The organism is Rathayibacter sp. Leaf299, from assembly GCF_001423055.1.
GTDB lineage: Bacteria > Actinomycetota > Actinomycetes > Actinomycetales > Microbacteriaceae > Rathayibacter > Rathayibacter caricis.
Genome location: NZ_LMNT01000001.1, coordinates 939718 through 955622, shown reverse-complemented (window position 1 = coordinate 955622; position 15905 = coordinate 939718). Strand labels below are relative to the sequence as shown.

Here is a 15905-nt window from a genome sequence, read left to right as displayed (position 1 = left end):
AGGGTGCTACTCCGCCTTCGCCGCGCGCGGGGACGGCACGTGCGCGCTGTGGACGGACAGCTGGAGCCGCTCGACCGACTCGACGCGCGGCGCGACCACTCCGCTGTTCGCGACGATCCAGCTGCCGACCAGCAGCAGCTCGTCCTGCCCGGCCGTCAGCGGCCCGCTGACGGTGAAGGTGCCGAGCGTCGGAGTCGAGAACGTCACGCGCACGGGATCGCCGTGCTGCAGCCCGTCGACCGACCGCTCCCCCGCCGGCGTTTCGGGCGCCGCCGCCAGCGCCAGGCTCTGCACCTCGGTGCCGGTGCCGAGGAACACGTCGGCGACGACGAGCTCGCCGCCCACCGCGCGGCCGACGACGCCCTCGATGCCGTAGAGGCCGTAGCGGGGCGAGCGGATGAGCATCCGCACGTCGTCGCCGACGCCGATCTCGGCGAGCGCTCCCCGGATCGACTGCACGTCGCGGCGGGCGGGAGCGGAGGCGAGGGCGTCGAGGATCTGCATCCGATCAGGGTAGCCCGCCGACCGGCGCCGCCTCGGGGAGGGTGCCCCGGAACGACGAAAGCCCCGCCGGAGCAGGGCTTTCGAGAGGTGCGGAGTCGGTGGGATTTGAACCCACGGAACCCAATAAAGGGTTCTCCACCTTAGCAGGGTGGTGCACTCGACCGGACTATGCGACGACTCCCGAGCGCCCGCTGGGCGAACGCACGACGACCATCATAACCGTACGCGGCGCACCGGGACGACACCGCGGGCGCGGGCTACTGCTCGTCGAGGGTGCGGCCGACGGTGCACGTCTCCTGCTGCGCGGTCTGGCCGGTGACGTCGCTCGGCAGCGCGACGGCGCTCCCTTCCGGCGCCGGGGTGTCGGAGGCGACCCCGGTCGGCTCCTCCGCCACGGGGGCCTCGGACGCCGGGTCGGACGGGGCTGGCGTGGACCCGCCGGCCGCCTCCGAGCCGCCGCCGGTCGTGCCGGTCAGCGCGATCGGCCGATCGGCCTGCAGCGCCGCGGTCAGCGTCGCCGCCGCCTCCTCGCTCGGGTAGACGCCGTTGCCCTCGATGAAGGTGGGGTACTGCACGAAGACCACATCGGCGAGGTCGACGTCCTTCACGGCGAGGCCGATCGAGACCATCGTGTTGACGTTCTCGAGCGACGTGGACAGCTGCATGTTCGAGACGGCGGCCTTCGCGAGGCCGTAGAGGGCGACCGGGTTCGAGAGCGTCGACGCGCTCTTCACCTTGCGCACGAGCGACGAGAGGTACACCTGCTGGCTCGAGATGCGGGTGAGGTCGCTGCCGTCGCCCACGCCGTGGCGGGTCCGGAGGAACGCCAGGGCCTCGGCCCCGACGAGCGTGTGCGTGCCGGCCGCGAGCGTCAGCCCGGTGTACTCGTCCTCGAGCGGGGTGGCGACGCAGACGTCGACTCCGCCCACCGCGTTCGACATCTCGATGACGCCGTCGAACTGAATCAGGGCCGCGTACGGGATCTCGAGACCGGTCAGCTGCTCGACCGTCTGCACGGTGCAGGCGAGCCCGCCGGACTCCAGCGACTGGTTGATCTTCTCGGAGCTCACCGCCTCGGTCACCGCGCCCGTCTCGGGGTCGGTGCACGACGGGATGGGCACGTACAGGTCGCGCGGGAAGCTGACCACCTCGACCGAGGAGTGGTCCTCGGAGATGTGCAGCAGCATCGTCACGTCGTTGAGGTTCTCGGTGCGGTCGCCGAACGCGCCCGCCTCGGACCCCTCGGCGCTGTCGCTGCCGGCCAGGAGGATGTTGACGCCGCCCTCGATCGCGCCGATCTCGGGGACCGGACTGCCGGCCTCCAGGTCGACGGAAGGACGGGCGCTGGCGACGATCATCGACGCGGCGATCGCGATGATGCAGACCGTGCTGAGCACGCCGACGCCGACGCAGGCGGCGAGGATCCGGCCGAGCCGGCGCAGACCGCTCTGCGGGCGCAGCCGACCGTGGCGGGCGGCGGTCCTGCGCGACGGGGCTTCGCTCATCGGATGGGTCTTCCTCTCGGTGTCGCCGCGGGAGTCGCTCCGTGCTCCTCCCCGGCGGTCGGGCGCTCGAGGAGGGGCGTCTCCCGGAGACCGGGCCCGCCTCGGCTCAGCCGAAGAATCCGACCGAGCAGGTCTGCTGGTCGGCGCTCTGGCCGGTCACCGAGTCTGGCAGCGCAACCTTGGATTCGCCCGCGGGAGCCGGCACCGGGGTCCCCGGGGTCGCCTCCGCCGTCGCGAGCGGCTCGGCCGTCGCGGGACCCGCCGGGATCTCGGACTGCGCGGGCGCCGGAGCGGCGGGCGCTCCCTCGACGACGGCGCCGCCGCCGGTGCCCCCGGTGATCGCGATCGGCTGGTCGGTCTGCAGCGCGGTGGCGAGCACGTCGCCCGCGGTGCGCTCGGGAACGACTCCGCCGTAGGTCTCGGCCGTCGGGTACTGCGCGAACACCACGTCGGCGAGGTCCACGTCGCTGAGGGCGAGGCCCATCTGCACCATCGTGTTGACGTTGTTGAACTCGGTCGAGAGCGTCATGTTGCCCAGCGCCGCCTTCGCGAGCCCGTAGAGGGCGACGGGGTTCAGGAGGGTGTCGGCGCTCTTGATCTCGCGCACCAGCGAGGACAGGAAGACCTGCTGGTTGCTGATGCGGGTCAGGTCGCTGCCGTCGCCGATGCCGTGGCGGCTGCGGAGGAACTGCAGCGCGGCCATGCCCTCCAGCGAGTGGGTGCCGGGCGTGAGGTAGGTGTTGGTGTACGGATCGGCGATCTCGGTGGCGACGCAGACCTCGACTCCGCCGACCGCGTTCGACATCTCGATGACGCCGTTGAACTGCACGACCGCTCCGTAGTCGACGCGGACGCCCATGAGGTCCTCGACCACTCCGGCGACGCAGCCCAGGCTGACGTCCTTGCCCATCGCCTCGTTGATCTTGGTGTCGAACCGCTCGGGGATCGTCTCTCCGGTCGCCGCGTTCACGCAGGAGGGGATGTCGACGTACATGTCGCGGGGGAACGAGACGACCGTGGCGTTGGTGTGGTCGGCGGAGACGTGCAGGAGCATGTTCACGTCGTTCAGGACGCTCGTCTCCTGGTCGGGGTCGCCGTAGGCGTCGCCCTGCCCCTGCCGGGAGTCGCTGCCGACGACGAGGACGTTGAAGCCACCCTCGAGGGCTCCGATCTCGGGTGCCGCTCCGGCGGCCCCGACGCTCGACCCGGCGGCGACGGGGTGCAGGTCGACGGAGGGCTGCGCCGACTGCACGAGGAGGGTCGCGGCGATCGCGACGACGGAGATCGAGGCGGCGATGCCCACTCCGGAGACCGCGGCGGCGGCCTTCACGAGGGTGCGGGGGACGCTGTGCCGCTTCTGCCGACCGTGCCGCACGTACGGACGCGGGGACCGCGCCGACTCGTCCGCGGCGGATCGATCCGTCGAAGGGCGCGTCCTGAGCATCCGTCTCCCGTTCGCGTGCTGGGTGCTGCCTGATTCCTGCGCGCCGCAGCCGGGCGGGGTGCCACCGGCGTGTGCGCATCGGGACATAGTAACCGGCGGGCCCCGGAACGGTCGGGGAGGCGGGATCCTGCGACCCGACGGGCGACAGCGGACCGCGACACGCCGCTAGCGTGGAACCGATCCCGGCGAACGGACATACCTGGACATGACCACCTCCTCACCGCCGCGGGACACCGCCGGGTCCAGCTGGGCCTCCGTGCTCGCGGGCGACCCGGACGGCTTCGGCCGGCTCTACGACACCTTCCGGCACCGCGTCTTCTGGCACGCGCTGCGGCACACCGGCGCCCTGCACGACGCCGAGGACATCGCCGCTCTCGTCTTCCTGGAGGCCTGGCGCAAGCGCGCAGGCATCCGTCTGGTCGACGGGTCGCCGCTGCCATGGCTGCTCGCCACGACGAACAACGTCGCCCGCAACGTGGACCGCTCTCGTCGCCGGCACCGGATCGCGCTGAGCCGGCTCCCCCTGCACGAGGAGTACGGCGAATTCACCGACGACTCGGACCGGCGGATGGACGACGCGCCGCTCCGCGAGGCGATCCGCCACGCCTTCGCCGGGCTCTCCCGGCGAGATCAGGACGTGCTCTCGCTCTGCGTCGTCGCTGAGATGCCCGTCGCCGAGGCCGCCGCGGTGCTCGGCGTCCCCGTCGGGACTGTGAAATCCCGCCTCTCCCGCTCCAAGGCGAAGCTCGCCGCCCTGATCGCCGACCTCACCGCCGACGCCGCCACCGATGGAGGTGCCCGATGAACGATAAGCCCGTCATCGATCCCGCTCGCGATCGCGCCTTCCGCGCGATGATCGTCGAGAACGCCCGCGCCGGGAGCGCCCGGCCGTCGCTGCGCGGCCGCGCGTCGCTGCTCATCGGCCTCGTCGTCGCCGCACTGCTCGTCTCGGGCGGCGGAGTCGCACTCGCGTTGACCGGCGTCCTCCCCGGCCCGGTCTCCGCACCCGCTCCGGTCGAGACTTCCACTCCCGCGCCGACGCCCACCACGACCGCCACCGCTCCGCCGGTCGCACCGCCGGAGCCCGAGCCGACTCCGACTCCGACTCCGACTCCGACTCCGACTCCGACCACCGTGGACGTCGGCACCTGGATCATCGGCTTCGACGGGATCGGCCCGATCGCGTTCGGCGGCACGATGGACGCGGCCGCCGCAGCCCTCGACACGACCGACCTGATCCCGTTCGACTGGAACGTCGAAGACTGCCGGTCGGATCTTCGGAGAGTCCCGGGCAACGCCGACGCGTCGATCTCGGTCGACGTCGACGGGAACGGCGTCGGGTCGGGGCTCCTGGCCGTCTCCAACTACGTGCGGGACGGCGTGCAGGAACCCGCGGTCCTCCCCCGCACGGCCGCGGGCATCACTGCCGGCTCGACCGGCGCCGAGCTCCTGGCCGCGTACCCGACGATCAACGAGGCGGACCCGATCTCGTCCTACCGCGTGTACGTGCTCGCGGGGGATTCCGGGCGCAACCTGTTCTTCCTCGTCGACGCCGCCTCCGACCTCGTCGACTCCATCTCGCTGTCCGACTCCGACACCTTCCAGCTGGGAGGCTGCGGGGCCTGAGGGGCACGGTTCGGACGGCGGAGGGAGGACGTCGACGCACTCGTCCGGCCGGTGGCGGAGGGCGTGGGATTCGAACCCACGAGACATCTCTGCCCACCAGTTTTCAAGACTGGCTCCATCGGCCGCTCGGACAGCCCTCCCGGCCGCGCTCCCGAGGGGCGCGACAGTCGATGGTAACCGACGGGCGTCCCGCGGGCGGGGACCGCGTTCGGAACCGAGGACGGGAGCGTCGCGGCGACGCTGAGGGCCGCTGGCGGGCGCTCCCGACCTCGGTTCGGGACGGCGCGGGTCAGCGTAGGGCCGAGAGGGCGGCGGCCACGCCGTCCTCCTCGACGGGGGGCACGACGGCCGAAGCGACCGCGCGGACCTCGTCGGGCGCCTGACCCATGGCCAGGCCGGCTCCGTGCTCGGCGGCCCAGGTGAGCATCTCGATGTCGTTGCGGCCGTCGCCCAGGGCGACGACATCGGAGCGGTCGATGCCGAGCTCCTCGCGGACGACCTCGAGGGCGGTCGACTTGTTCACTCCGTGAGGAGCGATGTCGAGCCACGCCGTCCAGCCGATCGCGTAGCTGACCTGGTGCAGGCCCATCTTCTCGACGAGGCCGGAGAACTCGTCGATGCCGGTCTCGGGCGAGATGACGACGACGCGGGTGCAGAGGCGGCCCAGGAGCTCCTCGAACGGGACGTGGGTGGTCTCGACGCCCATCACCGCGCCTCCGGGGAACGCCTCGGTGTAGAAGAAGGCGCCGTGCTCGTCCTCGACGGCGTAGTGCGCCTCGGGGAGGAAGCGGAAGATGTTCTGCAGCACCTCGGTGGGGTCGAAGGTCTTGACGATCTCGGGGCGGTAGCCGCCCTCGACGCCCTCGTCGCGGCGCAGGGTGACGGCTCCGTTGCAGCAGATCACGTACTCCGGAGCGATGCCCAGGCGCGCCACGACGGGTAGCGTCGACGCGGGCGAGCGGCCCGTGGCGAGCATGACCTCGTCGCCCTGGCGCTGGACGCGCAGGATCTCGTCGATCACGGCGTCGGTGATGGTGCCGTCCTCGTGCATGACGGTGCCGTCGATGTCGAGCGCGACGAGGCGACGACCGGAGGCGGCGCTCATGCCGTGGCGACCGGCTCGAGGACCTCGAGGCCCCCGAGGTGCGGGCGGAGCGCCTCCGGGACCACGACCGAGCCGTCGGCGCGCTGGTGCGTCTCGAGCAGGGCGACGATCCAGCGGGTGGTCGCGAGAGTGCCGTTCAGGGTGGCGACGGGAGCGGTCTTGCCGGACTCGGTGCGGTAGCGGGTGTCGAGGCGGCGGGCCTGGAACGTGGTGCAGTTCGAGGTCGACGTGAGCTCGCGGTAGGCGTCCTGAGTGGGCACCCACGCTTCGACGTCGAACTTGCGCGCGGCGCTCTGGCCGAGGTCGCCGGCGGCGGTGTCGATCACGCGGTAGTGCAGGCCGAGGCTCTGCAGCATGCCCTCCTGGTAGGAGAGGAGGCGCTCGTGCTCGGCCTCCGCGTCCTCGGGGAGCGTGTAGACGAACATCTCGAGCTTGTTGAACTGGTGCACGCGGATGATGCCGCGGGTGTCGCGACCGCCCGAGCCGGCCTCGCGGCGGTAGCAGGTGCTCCAGCCGGCGTAGCGCTTGGCTCCGCCGGCGAGGTCGAGGATCTCGTCGCTGTGGTAGCCGGCGAGCGCGACCTCGCTGGTGCCGGTGAGGTAGAGGTCGTCGTCGCGGAGTCGGTAGACCTCGTCGTCGTGCTCGCCGAGGAACCCGGTGCCGTCCATGATCTCGGGGCGCACGAGCGTGGGGGTGATCAGCGGGATGAACCCGGCCTCGAGCGCGCGCTCCAGGCCCAGGTTCATCAGGGCGATCTCGAGGCGGGCGACGAGGCCCTTGAGGAAGTAGAAGCGCGCGCCGCTGACCTTCGCACCGCGCTGCATGTCGATGCCGTCGAGGAGCTCGCCGATCTCGAGGTGGTCGCGCGGCTCGAAGTCGAAGACGGGGCGCTCGCCGACCGTCTTGACGAGCTCGAACGCCTCCTCGCCGCCGGCGGGCACGCCCTCGATGATCGGGTTGGCGATGCGCTTCACGAGCGAGGTGAAGCGCTCATCCGCCTCGGCCGCCTCCTGCTGAGCCTGCTTGGCGCCGGCGGCGAGGCGCTGCGCCTCCTGCACGAGGGCGGCCTTCTCGTCCTTCGGGGCCTTCGCGACGGTCTTGCCGAAGGCGTTCTGCTCGGCGCGCAGCCGCTCGGCCTCGGTGATCGCCGCGCGCCGCACGCGGTCGGCCTCGAGGGCCTCGTCGACGAGCTCGACGGAGTCGCCGCGCGCCTCCTGCGAGCGCTTGAGGACGTCCGGGTTCTCGCGGAGAAGTACGGGATCAATCACCCCGGCAGTTTAGCCGGGGCGCGCATCGTGCCCTCCCCACCTGGGGATCGCCCGAGCAGTGGCATCCGATCGGGGGCAGTGCTGCGAATCTTGTGAGTCCCCTCCCCCGCCCCGCCCCCGAACGGAACCGCCGCATGACCGACCCGACCGCTCCCGTCCTCGTCGCCCGCGACGGCCCGATCGCCCGCGTCGTGCTGAACCGCCCCGGCGCCCTCAACTCGATCGACCTCGGCTTCGCCTCGCTGCTGCTCGAGACGGTCCTCGAGCTCGACGCCGATCCCGACTGCACGGTGATCGTGATCGAGGCTGCCGGTCGCGCGTTCTGCACCGGCGGCGACGTCTCGGCGATCATGGGGGCCGCCGAGCCCGAGCTCTACCTCCGCGAGCTGGCCACGGTGTCGGCCGAGGTCTTCCGCGTGCTGGAGCAGACGGACGCCGTGGTGGTCTGCGCCGTCGACGGGATGACGGCCGGCGCCGGCATCGCGTTCGCCCTCGCGGCCGACATCGTCGTCGCGACTCCGGGCGCGGTGTTCCTCAGCGCCTACGGCGACGTGGGGCTCGTCCCCGACTGCGGAGTGACGGTCTCGCTCCCCCGCACGATCGGCCGCCGCCGCGCGCTCGACTTCACCCTCTCCGGGCGTCCGGTCCGCGCGATCGAGGCGCTGGAGTGGCAGCTCGTCACCGAGATCGTGCCGCGCGCCGATCTCGCGGGTCGGATCGACGAGCGCGTCAGCGCCCTGGCCGCGCGTCCCGCCCACGTGGCCGCCGCGACGAAGCGGCTGCTGCGCACCGATCCGCTCGTGCACGCCGAACGCCTCGAGGAGGAGGTCGACGTGCTGATCGAGCTCCTCGGGACGCCGCAGACGCGAGCGCTGCTCGGCGCCGAGCACGACCGCCAGCGCGCCCGTCGCGCCCGCACCACCGCCGGGGTGTAGCCCTCCCAGCCGGAGCGACGCCGCCGCCCGCTACCGTTCCTCCATGACGGAGACCGGATCCAGGCGCGCGGCGGTCGTCGTGAACCCCTCGAAGGGCGACCAGGCGCGGCTGCGGCACCTCGTGGCGACGGCCGAGCAGGAGCACGGCTGGGCGCCCACCGTCTGGTTCGAGACGACCCCGTCGGAGCCCGGAGCGACGCAGGCCCGCGCGGCGACCGCCTCCGGGGTCGACGTCGTGCTCGCCGCGGGAGGCGACGGCACGGTGCGCTCGGTCGCGGAGGGGCTGCGCGGCTCCGGCACCGCCCTCGCCGTGCTGCCGTTCGGCACGGGCAACCTGCTCGTGCGGAACCTCGGCCTGCCCCTGGGCTTCGAGGAGGCGGTGCGGGTCGCGTTCGGCGGCGGCGAGCGCCGGATCGACACCGGCGTCGTCGAGCTCGAGCGGCCTGACGGCGAGCGGATCGAGAACGTGTTCCTGGTGATGGCGGGCCTCGGCATCGACGCGAAGATGATCGCGAAGACCAACACGGCGCTGAAGAAGGCGGTGGGCTGGCTCGCGTACGTCGACGGCGGCGTCCGCGCGCTGGCCGAGCTCCAGCCGGTGAAGCTGCGCTACTCGATCGACGGCGCGGCGTCGCGCACGGTCTCGGTGCACTCGGTCATGGTCGGGAACTGCGGGGTGCTGCCCGGCGGGATCCTGCTGATCCCGGACGCGGAGCCGGACGACGGGGTGCTCGACATCGTGGCGCTGCGGCCGCGCGGCCCGCTGGGCTGGCTCAAGGTGTGGAACACGATCACGTGGGAGAACGGCGTGCTGCGCCGCTCCGCCGCGGGCCGCAAGCTCATCGACCTGCGCGAGGACGCCCGCGACGTGATCTACCTCAAGGGCGAGGACGTGCGCATCCGGGTCGAAGAGCCGCAGGAGATCCAGCTGGACGGCGACGGCTTCGGGCTGGCCTCGGCCGTGCGGATCCGGGTGGATCCGGGCTCGCTGCTCGTGCGGGTCCCCGAGCGCTGAACCGCGGTCAGCGCCGCCACTCGAGCGGCGGCACGGCGAGTCCGCCGAGGTCCCTGATCGACGCGGCGCCCGACTGCCGCAGCATCGTGCGGAACTCGGCGTCGAGGACCGCGAGGTAGCGGACGACCTCGTCCGCCCCTCCCGCGGCGAGCGCCCACATCACCGGGCGGCCGACGAACACCGCGCGGGCGCCGAGCGCGAGTGCCGCGAGCACGTGCCTCCCCGAACGGACGCCGCTGTCCGCGAAGACCTCGACGTCTCGGCCGACCGCCTCGACCACCTCGGCGAGAGCGGCGACGGCGGTGATCGAGCCGTCCATCCGCCGGCCCCCGTGCGTCGAGACGACGACCCCGGAGGCGCCCGCGTCGACCGCGCGGCGGGCGTCGTCGCCGCGCAGCACGCCCTTCACGACGACGGGGAGTCCGGAGACCTCGGCGAGCCACGCGATGTCGGCGAGCCCCGGATGCGGGACCGGGCGGTGCAGCACCCGCTCGCGCTCGGCGGCGGTCAGGTTGCCCAGGCGCGCGCGGCCGGGCACGTCGGGCCAGCTGAGCGGCTCGGTCCCCGGTCGCTCCTCCCGGAGCACCGGCGTCTCGACGGTGAGCATCAGCGCGCGGGCGCCCGCGGCGGCGGCCCGCTCGACGAGGGCGCGGGTCACGTCGCGGTCGGCGAGGAGGTAGACCTGGAACCACCAGGGCGCGCCCTCGGCGGTGACGCGCTCGAAGGGCACGGCCGTGTTGGTCGAGACGCCCAGCAGCGTGCCGGCGCGGGCCGCCGCCGCCGCCGTCGCGACCTCGCCGCGCGGGTCGGCGGCCACCTGCTGCGCCATCGGCGCGATCATCACCGGGCCGGCGATCGGGGTGCCGAGGACGGTCGTGGCGATCGAGGCGTCGGGCTCTCCGTGCAGGGCGGCGGGGCGGAAGCGCACCGCGTCCCAGGCCGCGAGGTCGGCATCGCGCTCGAGCGCCCCTCCGGCGACCGCCCCGTAGTACTCGGCGACGAACCAGGGCAGCAGCTCGCGGGCGCGCTCCTCGAGCTCGGCGGCGAGACGCACCGCGGTGTCAGCAGCCATCGAGGGCCTCCACCTCGAGCACGAGGGCGGAGGACGGCGCGAGCAGCGGTGTCCGCAGGCCCACCTCGGCGAGCAGCGAGCCCGGCAGCACGACCTCGCCGCGGCGCGTCCACTCGGGCGGCACTGCGTCGAGGAAGCGCTCGGGAGCGAGCTCGTCGACCACCCGCACCCGGTAGCGCAACGACGGGTCGAGCCCGACGAGCCGGGTGGCCGGAGGCACCGCGTCCTCTCCGGTGCTCGAGCGCGCCAGTCGGTAGACGGCGTGCCGGCGGTCGGGCGAGACGGCTCCGGTGAGCTCGGAGCCGTCGTCGGCCGTGTCGCCGTGCACGAGCTCGGCCGTCGCGAGGAGCGGCCGGATGCACTTGTAGAAGCGGATCCACGCGGCGAGCGCCGTCCGCTCCTGGGCACTGCAGCCGGTGATGTCGGTCTCGATGCCGGGCGAGGAGAACAGCGTGGTCGCCATGCGGAACGCGAGCTCGGCCGTCCGCCCGGTGGTGTGCGCCCGCTCGGGGCCGACGTGGCTGCCGATCAGCTCGGGCGGCAGCAGCAGCTCGGTCCAGCGCTGGATCCGCAGTCGCTCGAGCGGATCGTTGGTGTCGGACGCCCACACCCGGTCGGTGCGCGCGAGGATCCCGAGGTCGACGCGGGCGCCTCCGGAGGCGCAGGACTCGATCTCGAGACCGGGGTGCCGCTCCCGCAGCGCGTCGAGCAGGGCGTAGACCGCGCGGGTCTGCGCATCCGCCCCCGCTCGCCCGGCGTGGACCGCCTCGAGCAGATCGCGGTTGTGGTCCCACTTGAGGTAGTCGATCGCGTACTCCTCGACCAGGGCCGAGAGCCGCTCGAGCAGCAGCGCCGACACCTCCGGGCGCGCGACGTCGAGCACGTGCTGGTTGCGCCAGCTCCGCGCTCGGCGCGGCGACTCGAGCAGCCAGTCGGGGTGCTCGCGGGCGAGCCTCGAGCCGGGGCTGATCATCTCGGGCTCCACCCACAGTCCGAACTGCATCCCGGCGCCGCGCACGTGCTCGACGAGCGGGTGCAGACCCTCGGGCCACACCTCCGCGTCGACCGTCCAGTCGCCCAGGCCCGCGGAGTCGTCGCGCCGCCCGTCGAACCAGCCGTCGTCGAGGACGAAGCGCTCGACCCCGATCTCGGCGGCCGCATCGGCCAGGCGGATCAGGGTGGGCAGGTCGTGCCGGAAGTAGACGGCCTCCCAGGTGTTGAGGTGCACGGGCCGCGGAGTGCGGGGGTGCGAGGGGCGGGCGCGGAGGGAGGCGTGCAGCCGCCGCGAGAGGCCGTCGAGCCCGGCGTCGCTCCAGACGAAGTGCGCGGCCGGGGCCTCGAAGCGCTCGCCGGGGCCGAGGGCGATCTCGCCGGCCCGCAGCAGCTCGCCGGCGCCGAGCGCGCCGCGCCCCTCCGGCAGCCGGTCGACTCGGTGCACGGAGTCGCTGCTCCACGCCAGGTGCACGCCCCACACCTCGCCGCTGCGGTCGCCGAAGCCGGCGGTGCCCGCGATCGCGAGCGTCGGGGCGTCGTGCCCGGTGCGGCCGCGCCGCGACTCCCGCACGATGCTGCCGTGCGACACGGGGCGCCGCTGCGGCGAGCGCTCGCGGGTCCAGCGGCCCGAGAGGTCGAGGAACTCGACGGCCCGCGCGTCCAGCGGCAGGGTCGCCTCGAGGATCGACGGCTCGAGCACACGCTCCCCGCGGTTCGCGAGGGCGTGCGCGACGACGAGCACCCCGGCGTCGTCGAAGTGGAAGGAGGACGAGAGCGCGAGCTCGTCGGCGACGGCCTCGAGCACGAGGCAGCGCTCGTCGCTCTCGAGCGACACGACCCGCCAGGAGGGCAGCAGCGGCTCGCCGGCGATGTGCCCGGCGAGACCCGGCCGGCCCTGCCAGCCGTCCTGCTCCCCCGGCAGGATCGTCTGCGGCCACGGGGCGTCCAGGGCGCTGGAGGGGACCTGCCGGACGGACGCGGCGTCGAGCGCGGCGAGCGCGTCGGGGTCGACCGGCCCGGGGTCGCGGCCCCAGTGCATGATCTCGGGCAGCCCCTCGTCGCGGAGGGCGACGATCAGCGCCGTCCCGGCCGAGCGGAGCATCCGGACGCTCATGCGAGACCCCCGTCGCGCAGGGCGAGGACGCGCACGCCGCCGGCCGGGATCCCGACGGAGCCGTCGGCTTCGTCGCCCGAGACGAGGTCGCGTCCGCTCGCCTCCACGGTCACCGCCTCGTCGGTGTGGTTGAGGAGGAACAGGAAGCGGCCGGCGGGCCCCTCCCGCCGCACCGCCTCCACGCCCCGCGGCGCGTCGAGCACCGGGGCGGTCAGGGCGGGATCGAGCAGGTCGAGCAGACTGCCGATCCCGTCGTCGTCGAGCAGCGCCGACACGTACCAGGCCTCGCCCGCGCCGACCCGTCGGCGGGTCACGGCGGGGAGCGAGTCGAGGACACCGCCGCGGTAGCGGGCCACGACCTCCGCGTCGACGGCGTGGACGCGCTCGGTCCACTCCGCTCCGCGCCAGCCGGTGTCGAGCTCGAAGGACTCGCCCTCCTGCAGCGGGCCGAACTCCTCGGAGCCGGCGCCGAGCAGCGCCGAGAAGGCGCCGGGAGCGAGCCCGGTGCGCACGCGGTTCGCGGGGTCGACGATGCCCGAGAGCGGAGTGACGATCACCGTGCCGCCCGCCTCGGCGAACGCCGTCAGCGCCGCGACCGTTTCGTCCGAGACGAGGAACAGCGCCGGCACCACCACGAGGGAGTAGGCCGAGAGGTCGCGCCACGGCGGGACGATGTCGACCAGCACGGTGCGGTCGAAGAGCACGCGGTGCCAGGCCCTGGCCTGCTCGGCCCAGCGGAGCCGGTTGTGCGGCTTCAGCCCGGACGAGAACGCCCAGCCCGCCTCGTCGTCGTGCAGCAGCGCCACGTGGGCGGGCTCCACGCGCGTGCCGAGGACCGGCTCCAAGCGCTGCAGCAGGGCGCCGAGCTCGACGACCTCCCGCCAGATCTTCGTGCCGGTGCCGGCGTGCGGCAGCATCGCGGAGTGGAACTGCTCGGCGCCCGCCGTCGACGCGCGCCACTGGAAGAACATCGCGCCGTCGGAGCCGCGCGCGATGTGCGCGAGGCTGTTGCGGAGGATCTCGCCCGGGTCCTTCGCACGGTTGCGCGGCTGCCAGCTCGCCGCTCCGGTCGAGTGCTCGAGCAGGAGCCAGGGCGCGCGGTCCTCGGTCAACCCGCGCATCCGATCCGCCGAGAAGGCGAGGTCCTGCTCGCGGCGGGGATCGGCTCCGGTCGTGTAGTGGTCGTTCACGACGAAGTCGCAGTGAGGCGCCCACCGCGCGTAGTCGACGACGTCGGGGCCCTGGCCGACCATGAAGTTCGTGGTGATCGGAGTCTCGACGCCGGCGGCGCGCAGGGTGTCCTTCTCGGCGAGGTAGTGCGCCAGCAGCTCGTCCGAGGAGAAGCGGTCGAAATCGAGCTGCAGGCCCGGGTTGTGCATCGCCCGCGACCCCCGCGGCGGGAGGATCTGCTCGAAGTCGGAGTAGCGGTGACCCCAGAACGCGGTGCCCCAGCTCGCGTTCAGGGCGTCGAGGGTGCCGTAGCGGTCGCGGAGCCAGCGGCGGAAGGCCGCGGCGGACTCGTCGCACCAGCAGTGCCGGTTGCCTCCGCCGAGCTCGTTCGAGACGTGCCAGAGGGCGACCGCGGGGTGCCGGCCGTAGCGCTCGGCCAGCGCGCCGGCGATGCGGAGGGCGTGGGAGCGGAAGACGGCCGAGCTCGGGCACCAGCCCAGGCGGCCGCCGGGGTGGATCGGCACCAGGTCGGCGTCGACCGGCAGGATCTCGGGGTGCGCGGCGAGCAGCCAGCTCGGCGGCGCCGCGGTCGGGGTCGCGAGGTCGATCGCGATGCCGCCCTCGTGCAGCAGCCCCACGATCTCGTCGAGCCACTCCCAGTCGAAGACGCCCTCGGCGGTCTCGACGAGACCCCAGGAGAAGACGCCGAGAGTCACCATCGAGACGCCCGCCTCCTGCATCAGCCGGACGTCCTCGCGCCACACCTCCCGGGGCCACTGCTCGGGGTTGTAGTCGCCGCCGAAGGCGAACCGGGGCAGGACGGGGGCGCGGTGGGTCCGCTGATCGACGCTGGTCACCCTGCGAGCATTCCTGTCGCCGGCGGGCTTTGTCAAGCGGTGCAACAAAGGGCGGGGTGCGGGCGGGGGGAGGTCTCGATCCTCGTGATCCGCGGCAGGGCGGCCGCGCGTCAGGCGAGCAGGCTGCGGACCGCCAGGGCGGCGCCCGCGCGGGCCCACTCCGAGAAGTCCCAGGTGCGCACGTCGAGCTCGACCGGCACGGCCTCGCGCTCGAGGCGCTCCGCGATCCCGGCGCGGATCGACGCCTCCGCGAAGGCGACGACGGCGATGCCGTCGCCGCTGACGACCACCTTCTCGGGGTCGACGAGGTTCGCGACCTCCGCGATGATCACGCCGAGCGCCCGGCCCGCGCGCTCGAACGCGCGCAGCGCCTCCGGATCGCCGTCGCGGGCGGCACCGACCACGTCCTCGTAGGTCGCGTCGGGCCGGCCGGAGGCGGCGACCACCGCCTCGTTCACGAGCATCGTCGACGCGCAGCCGCGGTGCCCGTGCGCGCAGAGCTCCCCCTCCGGATCGACGATCGTGTGGCTGACCTGCCCCGGACGGCTGTGCCCGCCCTCGACCAGGCGGCCGTTCACGACGAGCCCGCAGCCGATGCCGGTGCCCACCGTCACCAGCGCCATCGACTCGAGGCCGGCACCGGCGCCGAACCAGTGCTCGGCCGCCGTCAGCGCCTGCACGTCGTTCTCGACCGAGCACGCGAGCCCGGTGGCCTCGCGCACCAGCCGGGCCAGCTCGACGTGGTGCCAGTCGAGGAACGCCGAGTGCTCGACGACGGCGCCGCCCGGGTTCTGCCGCACGCGGCCCGCGATCGCGATGCCGATCGAGGTGAGCGGAGCGCCGTCCCCTGCGAGCTCGTGCGCCGCCTCCGCGATCTGCCGCACGACCTCGGCCACGTCGCTGCTCCGCAGGGCGTGCTCGGTCGACGCCGTCACCTCGGCGCCGAGGTCGGTGACCACCGCGTAGAGGGTGTCGCCGGTGAGCTTGACGCCGAGGAAGCGGCGGGCGGAGCTGCGCACCCGCAGCATCTCGGAGGGGCGCCCGGTCGCCGCGCGCAGCCGGGTCTCGCCCTCGGCGAGCAGCCCCGCCTCGACGAGCGTGCGCGCGATGCGGGTGAGGCTGGCCCGCGAGAGCCCGAGCCGGCGCGCCAGCTCCGCCCGCGGCAGCGATCCGTGGATCAGCACCTCGAGGAGCGTGGCGCGCGTGGCCGCGGGCATGTCCTCGATCCGCAGGGCCGCCGCGGGGACGACCGGCACGGGCGCGGTCAGCGGCGAAGTCGTCATCTCGCCGAATGTAG

Annotated in this window: 13 protein-coding genes and 2 tRNA genes; 4 read left to right on the top strand and 11 right to left on the bottom strand. The window is 73.6% G+C overall.

What is annotated here, in order from left to right:
- Window positions 1-6: 6 nt before the first annotated feature.
- The 4 genes from ASF48_RS04380 to ASF48_RS04365 form a co-directional block, all read right to left on the bottom strand.
- Window positions 7-504 carry a hypothetical protein gene (locus tag ASF48_RS04380; RefSeq protein ID WP_235577181.1) on the bottom strand — a complete coding sequence of 166 codons (498 nt, stop codon included), beginning with the start codon at window positions 502-504 and terminating at the stop codon, window positions 7-9.
- A 90-nt stretch (window positions 505-594) separates the two neighbouring features.
- Window positions 595-685, bottom strand: a tRNA-Ser gene (locus ASF48_RS04375).
- A 76-nt stretch (window positions 686-761) separates the two neighbouring features.
- Window positions 762-2009, bottom strand: a complete 1248-nt coding sequence (locus tag ASF48_RS04370; RefSeq protein ID WP_055786952.1) for an LCP family protein — start codon at window positions 2007-2009, stop codon at window positions 762-764.
- Between the two features lie 106 nt (window positions 2010-2115).
- Window positions 2116-3384, bottom strand: a complete 1269-nt coding sequence (locus tag ASF48_RS04365; protein ID WP_235577180.1) for an LCP family protein — start codon at window positions 3382-3384, stop codon at window positions 2116-2118.
- 274 nt (window positions 3385-3658) lie between these two features.
- Between ASF48_RS04365 and ASF48_RS04360 the strand changes: the two genes are divergently transcribed.
- Window positions 3659-4258 carry an RNA polymerase sigma factor gene (locus ASF48_RS04360; RefSeq protein ID WP_055786946.1) on the top strand — a complete coding sequence of 200 codons (600 nt, stop codon included), beginning with the start codon at window positions 3659-3661 and terminating at the stop codon, window positions 4256-4258.
- Entirely contained in the window at window positions 4255-5079 is an 825-nt protein-coding gene (locus ASF48_RS04355) for a hypothetical protein (protein ID WP_055786943.1), read from the top strand. Before ASF48_RS04360 ends, ASF48_RS04355 begins: the two co-directional genes overlap by 4 nt.
- A gap of 52 nt (window positions 5080-5131) precedes the next feature.
- Here ASF48_RS04355 and ASF48_RS04350 read toward each other — a convergent pair.
- The 3 genes from ASF48_RS04350 to serS all read right to left on the bottom strand — a co-directional run bounded on the left by ASF48_RS04350 (window position 5132) and on the right by serS (window position 7452).
- Window positions 5132-5219 (bottom strand) — tRNA-Ser (locus tag ASF48_RS04350).
- 149 nt (window positions 5220-5368) lie between these two features.
- The gene (locus tag ASF48_RS04345; protein ID WP_055786940.1) at window positions 5369-6184 is read right to left on the bottom strand and encodes an HAD family hydrolase; all 816 of its coding nucleotides are present in this window, start codon (window positions 6182-6184) and stop codon (window positions 5369-5371) included.
- Window positions 6181-7452 carry a serine--tRNA ligase gene (serS, locus tag ASF48_RS04340; protein WP_055786937.1) on the bottom strand — a complete coding sequence of 424 codons (1272 nt, stop codon included), beginning with the start codon at window positions 7450-7452 and terminating at the stop codon, window positions 6181-6183. The genes ASF48_RS04345 and serS overlap by 4 nt, the downstream gene beginning before the upstream one ends.
- Window positions 7453-7586: 134 nt before the next feature.
- On the opposite strand from serS, the gene ASF48_RS04335 reads away from it, so the two are divergent.
- Both ASF48_RS04335 and ASF48_RS04330 read left to right on the top strand, forming a co-directional pair.
- The gene (locus ASF48_RS04335) at window positions 7587-8387 is read left to right on the top strand and encodes an enoyl-CoA hydratase/isomerase family protein (RefSeq protein WP_055786934.1); all 801 of its coding nucleotides are present in this window, start codon (window positions 7587-7589) and stop codon (window positions 8385-8387) included.
- 43 nt (window positions 8388-8430) lie between these two features.
- Window positions 8431-9402 (top strand): diacylglycerol/lipid kinase family protein, encoded by a 972-nt coding sequence (locus tag ASF48_RS04330; protein WP_157603047.1) that lies wholly within the window; start codon window positions 8431-8433, stop codon window positions 9400-9402.
- Window positions 9403-9409: 7 nt separating this feature from the next.
- On the opposite strand, the gene ASF48_RS04325 is transcribed toward ASF48_RS04330, so the two are convergent.
- The 4 genes from ASF48_RS04325 to ASF48_RS04310 form a co-directional block, all read right to left on the bottom strand.
- A complete protein-coding gene (locus ASF48_RS04325; protein WP_055786930.1) occupies window positions 9410-10474 on the bottom strand; it encodes an alpha-hydroxy acid oxidase in 1065 nt (354 codons plus the stop codon).
- Window positions 10464-12581 (bottom strand): alpha-galactosidase, encoded by a 2118-nt coding sequence (locus ASF48_RS04320; protein ID WP_055786927.1) that lies wholly within the window; start codon window positions 12579-12581, stop codon window positions 10464-10466. Before ASF48_RS04320 ends, ASF48_RS04325 begins: the two co-directional genes overlap by 11 nt.
- Window positions 12578-14608, bottom strand: a complete 2031-nt coding sequence (locus ASF48_RS04315; protein WP_235577179.1) for a beta-galactosidase — start codon at window positions 14606-14608, stop codon at window positions 12578-12580. The genes ASF48_RS04320 and ASF48_RS04315 overlap by 4 nt, the downstream gene beginning before the upstream one ends.
- Window positions 14609-14718: 110 nt before the next feature.
- A complete protein-coding gene (locus tag ASF48_RS04310; protein ID WP_235576843.1) occupies window positions 14719-15891 on the bottom strand; it encodes an ROK family transcriptional regulator in 1173 nt (390 codons plus the stop codon).
- Window positions 15892-15905: the final 14 nt, after the last annotated feature.